The organism is Polyangium mundeleinium, from assembly GCF_028369105.1.
Lineage (GTDB): Bacteria > Myxococcota_A > Polyangia > Polyangiales > Polyangiaceae > Polyangium > Polyangium mundeleinium.
Genome location: NZ_JAQNDO010000001.1, coordinates 10522189 through 10531836 on the forward strand (window position 1 = coordinate 10522189; position 9648 = coordinate 10531836).

General features: G+C 67.5%; 2 protein-coding genes (1 of these 2 only partly in view). Both read right to left on the reverse strand.

Annotated features, from left to right (window positions below; genetic code table 11):
• Positions 1-6181: the start of a type I polyketide synthase gene (locus POL67_RS41465; RefSeq protein WP_271926583.1), read on the reverse strand. 15434 nt of this gene lie to the left of the window's left edge; only the first 6181 of its 21615 coding nucleotides appear in the window; it begins with the start codon at positions 6179-6181; its stop codon lies off the left edge, out of view.
• 15 nt (positions 6182-6196) lie between these two features.
• The gene (locus tag POL67_RS41470; RefSeq protein WP_271926585.1) at positions 6197-9646 is read right to left on the reverse strand and encodes a non-ribosomal peptide synthetase; all 3450 of its coding nucleotides are present in this window, start codon (positions 9644-9646) and stop codon (positions 6197-6199) included.
• Positions 9647-9648: the final 2 nt, after the last annotated feature.

The following is a 9648-nucleotide window of genomic DNA, read 5'->3' on the forward strand; positions in this document are numbered from 1 at the left end:
CCCCGTGGCGCTGGACGAGCGCATCACAAGCCAGTATCGAATCGCGAAACACGGGGTGCTCGTCGAACATCGCCCGCGCCATTCCGGCCCATTGTGATCCCTGCCCGGAGAAGACGAAGACCGGACTACCGAGGGAATCGGCGCCGGCGCGCCCCGTATGGACGTTCGCGTGGCCCTCCCCTCGGGCAGCCGCGCGCAAGCCCTCCGCGATGTCCTCCCGGTTGCTACCCACGACCGCGATACGATGCTCACGGTGCGTCCGCCGCGAGCTCGCCGTGAACGCGACTTCGTAAAGCGGAGCAGCCGCGCCCTCGCCACCCTCCACGAGGAAGTCCGCGTATGCACTTGCGAGAGACGAAAGCGCCACGGGGTCGTGCGACGAAATGGGAAGGAGCACCTTCGCCGGCGCTGCGGTGATGACGCTCTTCGGCGACGGGGGCGCCTCCTCGAGCACGGCATGCGCGTTCGTCCCGCTCAAACCAAACGCACTGACGCCTGCGATCCGGCGCGCGCCGCGCGCGGGCCACGAAGTGGATTCCGTGGCGACCTTCACCGGCAGGCGTTCCCAGGGAATGTGGGGATTCAACGTGTCGCAGTGAATGCTGCGCGGGATCGTTCCGTGCTGGAGCGAGAGCACGGCCTTGATGAGCCCGGCGACGCCGGAGGCCGCCTCCGTGTGCCCGATGTTCGACTTGACCGATCCGAGGATGACCGGCTCGCCTTCCGCGCGTCCATCGCCGAGCACCCGGCCGAGCGCCTGCACCTCGATCGGATCGCCTAGCAGGGTCCCCGTGCCATGCGCCTCGACATAATCGACTGCAGCGGGCGCGAGCCCAGCCTGCGCGAGCGCGCGACGGATCACGTCCTCCTGCGCCGGTCCGTTCGGCGCCGTCGGACCATTGCTACGGCCATCCTGGTTGATCGCCGTTCCGCGGATCACGGCGAGCACGCGATCGCCACGCCGAACCGCATCCGAGAGACGCTCGAGCACGAGGACACCGCAGCCATCGCTCCGGACGAACCCGTCCGCGTCGGCTGAGAACGACCTGCATCGACCCGTCGGCGACATCGCCCGCGTCCTGCTGAGGGCGATCGAATGGTCGGGCGTCAGCATCAGATTGACGCCGCCGGCGAGCGCGAGCGAGCATTCACCTGCACGAAGCGCCTGGCACGCGAGGTGAATCGCGACGAGCGAGGACGAGCACGCCGTGTCCACGGGCATGTTCGGCCCTCGAAGGCCGAGCCAGTACGACAGCCGGGCGACAGCCATGCTATGCGCCGTGCCGAGCGTGACATAGGTCTCGGGGTGCTCGTTGGCCTGCCGTGCCAACCATTCGTAATCGTGCAGCGATACGCCCACGAAGACGCCCGTGTCGCTCCCCATGAGCTCCGGCTGCGTCCGTCCCGCACGCTCCAGCGCCTCGAAGCTCACTTCGAGCAGGAGCCTCGCCTGCGGATCCATTCCTTCCGCTTCGCGAGGCGAGATCTCGAAGAAAATCGGGTCGAAGGTATCGACTCCCTCGATGAATCCGCCCCAACGACTCATCATCTTGCCGCGGGCGTCCGGATCGGGATCGTAGTAATCGTCGATGTTCCATCGGTCCCGGGGGACCTCGCGGATGACGTCGTCGCCTCGCAGGAGCAGCTCCCAGAAGCTCTCGGGCCCCGATACGCCGCCCGGGAAGCGACAACCGATCCCGACGATGGCGATCGGATCGTCCTCCGCGGCGATGGGGGTCGTCGCGCGAGCCGGGGCGACCTCCTCCCCGAGCTTCATCACCTCGGTCAGCAGGAGACGAGACAACGCCTGCACCGTGGGGTGATCGAATACGATCGTGGCCGATAGCCTCGATTCGACGCGCGCCGCGAGCCTGTTGCGCAGCTCGAGCGCCATCAACGAATCGAGCCCGAGCTCCCGGAGGGGACGAGCGAGCGGCACCTTCTCGGCGGAGCCGAGCGAGAGGACACGCGCCACGTCGGTCCGCACCGCGGCCTCCATCTCTGCGCGGCGCGCCTCCGGGGAGAGGCCCGCGAGCCGCGCTCGAAAGCCCTCGTCGGGTTGCTTCTCGCTCCGCGCGGGGCTGGGCGCGGCGAAGGCACGAAAGAGCGAAGGCAGCGCCCGTCCGGCCAAACCTTGGATGAGCCCGTCCAGGTCCATCGAGAGTGCGCCGAGCTGCGCCTCGCTTCGGCCGAGCGCCTGCCCGAGCAGCGCCAGCCCGTCGCGAGGCGTCAGCATCCCCAAACCTTCGCGCTGGAAGCGCGTCTTCTGCTGGGCGCCGAGGGCGGCAGCGAGCCCGATCTCCTCGAAGGGGCCCCAGTTCAAGGATATCGCCGGGCGCCCCGCGGCCTTGCGCGCGTGCGCGAGGCCATCCAGAAATGCATTGGCAGCGCAATAATTCGTCTGCCCGCTGCCGCCGAGGATCGAGCCCGCCGAAGAGAAAAGGACGAAGAAATCCAGCGCGAGATCACGCGTCGCTTCGTGCAGGTTCCACGCGCCCCGCATCTTCGGTGCGAGCACCCGTCGGAATCGCCCTTCGTCCTGGTTCTCGAGGAGGCCATCATCCAGCACGGCCGCGGAATGAATGACGCCCCGTAGCGGGAGCTCGGGCGGGACGAGGCGCAGGAGCCCATCGACGTGCGCCGCGTCCGCGACGTCCGCGCGCGCCACCGTCACCCGCGCGCCGGACGCGCGCAAGGCCTCGATAGCTTCGAGTTTGTCCCCGGTGGGCTCACTTCGTCCCACGAGCACGAGATGGGAAACCCGATGCTCGTCCCAGAGCCATCGCGCCACCCGCAGCCCGAGCGCTCCCAGGCCGCCCGTGACCAGCACCGTGCTCTCCGGCGCGACGCGCGCGGGAGCCGCCTGCGCATCCGCGGGCCGCGCAGGCGCAAGCCGAGGTACACGCCGAACCCCTTTCCGCCAGGCGACCTGATCCTCTTCGTCGTTCTTTTCGAGCTCGAGGTAGATTCGCTCGCCGATGTCCTCGGCTCCCGGCTCAACGTCGACGAGAATGCATCCGAGCTCGGGGCGCTCCTTCATGATCGCGCGCCCGAGTCCGAAGAGGGCGGCTTGCTCCGGCGAGACGTGATCGCCCACGGACACGGCGTTCGCGCCCTCGGTCACCCAGAGGAGGCGCGAGGGGATCTCGCCCATCCGCCGGCAAAGCCGCCGGACGAAATGCAGCGCCTCGATGCAAGCGCTCTCGGCCTGCGCAGCCGGAGAGGCGTCGTCTGTCGCTTGCAGGGCATTCCACAAGCAAACGACCCCCGTGAGGGCGCGTGCTTGTTCGAGCGTCGATCCCACCGCGTCGCTCCCCCGCGAGAGGTCGACGGTCAGGCACGTGATGCCCGCCTGCCGGAGGCGCGCCTCGACCCGATGGCCCGCGCCTCCGCCCCCGTGCACGAGGAGCCATGAGCCCATGCCGGCGCGCGCGCTCCGCAAGGGTGCGTCTTGCCACGCCATATCGTACAATCGAGGCATGGGGCGGATCGCTGCCTTCGGGCTCGGAGCCGAGGCGACCGTCGTCGACGCGGCGGTTTCTCCAGACCGCTCGGGCTCCCGCCAGAAGCGCTCCCGCTGCCAAGGATACGCGGGCAACTCGACGACGCGTCCACCGCCGGCGGCCATGCGCTTCCAGTCGATGGAATACCCCTGCACATAGAGCTTCCCGAGCGAATCGAGGAGGCTCGCGCGTTCGTCTGCGTGACGTCGCAGCGACGCAATCGCGGCGCCGCGCGCACCGCGCTCGCTCAGGTTCTCCTCGACCGCGGGCAACAGGATCGGGTGCGGGCTCATTTCGAGGAACACCGTGTGTCCCTCGGCAATCAGAGATTGCGTGACATCGGAAAACCTCACGGGCTTGCGCAGGTTGTCGACCCAGTAGGCCGCGTTGAGCTCGTTGCCCGAAAGAGGCGCGCCGGTCACGGTCGAGCGCATCGGGATCGCCGCGTCTTTCGGCCGCAGCCCTCCGAGCGCGCGCAGCAATTCGGGGCGCAATGGATCCATCTGCGGGCTGTGCGACGCCACGTCCACCTTGACCCGCCGGCAGAAAACCTGCCTGGCCGACAGCTCCGCGAGGACCTCCTCGAGCGCCGCGGGGTCCCCCGCGATGACGGTGGAGCGTGGACCATTGCTCACCGCCACGCTGAGCCGTCCCTCATGCGCCGCCAAAGCCTGCTCCGCCTCGGCCATCGGCAGCTCCACGAGAGCCATGGCTCCCTGACCGCTCACCTTCCGCAGGAGCTTGCTGCGCCGGCAGATGATCCTGGCAGCATCCGGGAGCGACAGCGCCCCCGCGACGTGAGCCGCCGCGACCTCGCCCATGCTGTGCCCCACGACGGCCGAAGGCTCCACGCCAAACGAGCGCCAGAGCGCCGCGAGAGCGACCTCGATCGCGAACAGGACGGGCTGGACGATGTCTATCTCCTCGAGCCGCGATTCGCTCTCGTCCGCCGCGAGCTCCGCGAGGACCGAGAATCCGGCCTCACGCCGGATGGCCGCGTCGCACGCCGAGAGCGCCTCGCGGAAGGCGGGTTCGTCCTTCAGCAACGCCCGCCCCATCCCCACCCATTGCGACCCTTGCCCCGGGAAAACGAACACGACCTTGGGCGCCGCCGCGGCGGCCGCACCCGCGACGACGGACGGTGGCACATCGCCCCGCGCATACGCCGAAAGCGCCTCCGCAAGCGACGCCTTCGAATCGCCCGTAACGGCGAGGCGTACCGGGTGGTGCCGACGCCTCGCGCCCGCCGTGAACGCGATGTCGTGGAGATTCGCATCGGCATCGCCGAGAAAAGTGGCATATGAGCGAGCCAGGGCCTGGAGCGCGGCTGGGCTCTTCGCCGAAAGCGGCAAGAGCACGACCTTGGCCTCGGGCGCCTCCGCCATTTCCGGGGTCGCGGGCGCCTCCTCCAGGACGACATGGGCATTCGTGCCGCCGATGCCGAACGAGCTCACCCCCGCGCGGCGCGGCCCGTCGTCCGCGATCCATTCATGCGCTTCTCGCCGGACATAAAATGGGCTGTCCTCGAGCCCGAGCTCGGGGTTTGGCACCTCGAACTCCGGGTGTGCCGGGATCCGACCGTGCTCCATCGCGAGGACGGTCTTGATCAGCCCGCCGACCCCCGCCGCCGACTCGGTGTGGCCCACGCTCGCCTTGAGCGCGCCGAGCGCGATCGTGTGCTTGGCCGCCTCGCCGAATGCTTGCTTCAACGCCGCCACTTCGATCGCGTCGCCGAGGGACGTCGCGGTGCCGTGGGCCTCGATGTACTGGATCGTGCTCGGATCCACGTCCGCGACGGCGAGCGCCTCGGCGAGCACTTGCACCTGACCGACCACGCTGGGCGCCGTGAAACCGACCTTCGAGGAGCCGTCATTGTTGATCGCGCTGCCGCGGATGACGGCGCGGATGTGATCTCCGTCGGCGATCGCGTCCTCGAGGCGCTTCAGCACGACGACACCCGCCCCGTTGCCGGTGAGCGTCCCCTTGGCATTCGCGTCGAAGGTCCTGCAATGGCCGTCGGGCGATAGGATGAAGCCCTCTTCGTAGGTATAACCCAGGCCTTGAGGGAGCCGCACGGTCACGCCGCCGGCCAGCGCGACATCGCATTCACGCGCAAGCAGGCTGGCGCACGCCACGTGCACCGCCACGAGCGACGTCGAGCACGCCGTCTGGATGGCGACGCAGGGACCACGCAGGTTCAGCTTGTAGCCGACGTACGATGGAACGTAATCCTTGTCGTTGGAGATGAGCAGCTCGAAATCTCTCGCGAAATGATTCGGATCTACCTGGAGCGAGAGATACGAGCTGGGGCTCGCGCCCGCATAGACGCCGATGGCCCCCTCGTGGACGAACGGATCGATGCCGGCATTCTCGAGCGCCTCCCAGGCGCACTCGAGGAAGATACGGCGCTGGGGATCCAAGAGCTCCGCCTCGCGGCGGCTGATGTCGAAGAAGGACGCGTCAAAGAGATCCACGCCCTCGAGGTACCCCCCGGCCGGCACGTAGTTCGAGGAACTCGCGCCGGGCGGGCGCATGTCCTCCGCCACGAACGATATGCCCCGCACACCGTCGCGCAGGTTCTGCCAGAACCGATGGAGGTCCGGCGCGCCGGGAAAGCGGCCCGCCATGCCAATGATCGCGATCGCCCCCTCCGGGACGTCCATCTCGTTCTCTTTCATTGCTCGACTCTCTGCTCAGCGGCGCGCGCGGGCCCTGCGACGCGCCTCTGCGCGCTCGAGGGCCTTGTTCTGGGATACGGCCTGGGCCTCGGGTACGGCCAGGGTCGCGGCGAGCGCACCGATGTTCGGCGATTGAAACAGAAGGGTGGGCGGGATCTCGCGGCCAAGGACCTTCCGAACGCGCTTGGCCAGGATGATGATCTGAAGGGAGGTCGCCCCTGCCTCGAAGAAGTTTTGATCCACACGGATCTCCGGAATCCCGAAGACCTCCTGCGCGATGCTCACGAGGCTCTCCTCGAGCGCATTTTGCGGCGCCGCGGCTTCGCCGGTACGCGGCTTCGCCGCCTCCGGTTGCAGCGCGAGGAGCGCCTTGCGATCGACCTTTCCATTGGACGTCAACGGCATCGCGTCGAGCTCGACGAACGCGCCAGGGATCATGTACTCGGGCAACCGGTGCGAAAGGAAGGCTCGCATGACCTCGGAAAGCGCTCCCTCCGATCGCTCCCCTGCTCGCTGCACGACATACGCGCAGAGACGCTTGTCCACGGCCTTCTCTCCGAGCGCCAGCACGACCGCGTCCGCCACGTCCGGATGCGCTTCGATGGCGGCCTCGACCTCGCCGAGCTCGACGCGATAGCCGCGAATCTTGACCTGGAAATCCGCACGCCCGAGGATCTCGATATTGCCATCGGGGAGCCACCGGCCGAGATCGCCCGACCTGTAGAGGCGCTCTCCCGTCACGGGGTGAACGATGAAGCGTTCGCGCGTCTTTGCCTCGTCGCGCCAGTAGCCGCGCGCGAGCCCCACGCCGCCGATGTACATTTCGCCCGGCACCCAGTCCGGACGCTCGCGAAGCCGCTCGTCCAGGATATGATACGTGGCGGCGCGCATGGGACGTCCGTACGGAATGCTCTTCCACGTCGGATCGATGTCGCCCATCGGATAACAGATGTCCCAGACCGTGGTCTCCGTCGGACCGCCGGCGCCGATGATCGTGACGCCGGGGACCAGCGAGCGGAGCCGGTCGGGCAGATCGACCGGGATGAAATCGCCCGAAAAGATCACCCAGCGCAGCGAGGCGAGCATGGAGAGGGGCAAACCTGCATTCCCCTCGGCATACTCGACGAGCATTTGCATGAACGCGGGAACCGAGTTCCACAGCGTGACCCCGTGCTCCTGCATGAGCTCGGCCCAATGCCCGGGGTCTCGCGTCTTGTCCGCGTCGGGCAGGACGATCGCCCCGCCCACCACGCCGAGCACACAGAAGATGTCGAACACCGAAAGATCGTGATGCAGCGCCGTCAATGCGATCGCTCGATCCTCCGGCACGAGGCCGAAGCGCTCTTTGACCTCGATCATTCGGTTGGTCACGGAGCGGTGCTCGATCATGGCCCCCTTGGGCTGCCCAGTGGACCCCGACGTATAGAGGACATACGCCAGGCTGCGCGGGCTCTGCGAGGAGGGGAGCCGCCGCGCGTCCTCGTCTTCTTCGAGCGCCCGATCGTCCACGACGAGCACTTCGATCCCATTTCCCCACACGCGGCTCGCATACTTCGGCTGCGTCAGGACGATCCGCGCCTGACTATCCTCGAGCATGCGCGCGAGACGCTCCTCCGAACCCGCCACGTCGAGGGGGACATACGCCCCACCCGCCTTGAGCACGCCGAAGACCGCGACGACCTGCTCCCAACCTTTTTCCATGACGATCGGGACGAGCTGGTCGGGCGTGACGCCGCGGGCGCGCAGCTCCCGCGCGAGTCGATTGGCGCGGCGGTCGAGCTCCGCGTACGTCAGCACTCGGCTCGATGTCAGGATGGCGGGTTTGTCCGGCGCGTGATCCACCTGCCGCTCGAAGAGCTCGTGGAGCAGGTCCTCCGGAGGCGGGCCTTCGCTCGTCGCATTCACTTCCTCGCGACGCGCCTTCTGCGCTGCCGGCAAGAGATCGAAATCGTAGGCGTCCCAGGCCGCATCCTCATCGGCGAGGCGGCGTAGGAGGCCCGTGTATGCGTCGAACATCTCCTGGACGAAGCCGTCCGGAAAAACGCCCGAGACGACGTCCCAGATGACCCTCGCATCTCCGTCGAGCTGCCATAGCTGCTGGTCCAGGACGAGCTGCGGGGTCTGCGTGATGCCGTAGACCATCTTGCCAATCTTGTCGAGCGCGTGGAGCCCCTCAATTTTCTGGTTCTGCAGGCTCGTGAACACCACGGGGAAGAGGGCGCCTCGATGCTCGCCCCGAGCGCGCGCGACCTCCCGCTGCACGTCGATGCCGCTCACCTCGCGATGCTCCATCGCCTCCCAGAGGTTTTGCTGCACCGAGAGCGCTCGCTCCGCGAAGGTCTGTCGCGTCGACGTGTCGACGGTGATGAGAAGCATTGACGTGAAATCACCGATGATGGTGTCGATCGCCGAATGGACGGGCAGGCGATTGAAGAGCGTCACGTTGACCGTGAGCCGCCCGCTCGATCCGAAGCGGCCGAGCACCTCGGCGTATGCCGTCAAGCAGACCACGGAGACCGACACCTTCGCCGCGCTCGCGCGTCGCTGGAGCCGCGACCATGAATCGGTGTCGAAGTGCGCCGACATGTGCTCGAATCGGACCTTTTCGAGGGTCGACGGATCTCGGGCGACAGGCAATGCCGGCGCGGGCGCGATGTCCGCGGCGCGCTTCTGCCAGAACTCGAGAGATCTCTCGTACGCGGGGAGAAGCTTGCGCGACTCCAGCGCGAGCACGTAATCGCGATAGGTGAGCTCGACCGGGGGGAGCGACGCGTCGGGGTTCTCGTAGAAAAACACCATCTCCTTGAAGACGATGGCGAAGCTGCCACCGTCGACGTTGATGGCGTCGATGCTGACGATGAGGCGCGTCACGCGCTCGTCCAAGCGCACGGCGACGAGGTGATGAAGGGGGGCGTGCTCGGTGTCGTAGATCCGGTGGGACATTGCCGCCCGCAACTCCGAGAGCCTCGCCTCGCGCTCGACAGGGCTGAAGCTGCGCAAGTCTTCGACGTCGATATCACCTTGGAGGTCCGGCTCGACGATCTGGAGCATGTCGGGCAGGGTGTGAGCCCGCAGCATGTCGTGCCGCTCGACGACCTTGCGGAAGGCGTGACGGAGGCGTTCGACGTCGAGATCGACGCAGTCGTACTCGCGGTACAGGTGAATGCCCGTGGGTACGGCGAAAGCGCCCGTGCGACCGAGCCAGTATGCCTTCTGGATGTCGGTGAGCGGAAATGGGAGGAAGCGGTCCTCCAGCGCGGGCTCGATGGTCGCCTGCTCCTCGCCTCGCGCTTCGAGGGGGCCTTCTCGAAGCAATGCCAGAAGATCCGACTTGTTCTGGGCAATTCTCTCGCGCAGCGCCGGCGTCAAGGTCCCTTTCGGGGCCTGGACCTGCAGTTGTTCCCCGCTCGCGGAGATCTTGATGCCGAGTTGCGCGAGCTCGTGGACGAGTTGATGGATGCTCATGT

Coding starts and splice junctions, on each gene's coding strand:
- POL67_RS41470 (WP_271926585.1), bottom strand. CDS start 9,646: ATGAGCATCCATCAACTCGTCCACGAGCTCGCGCAACTCGGCATCAAG.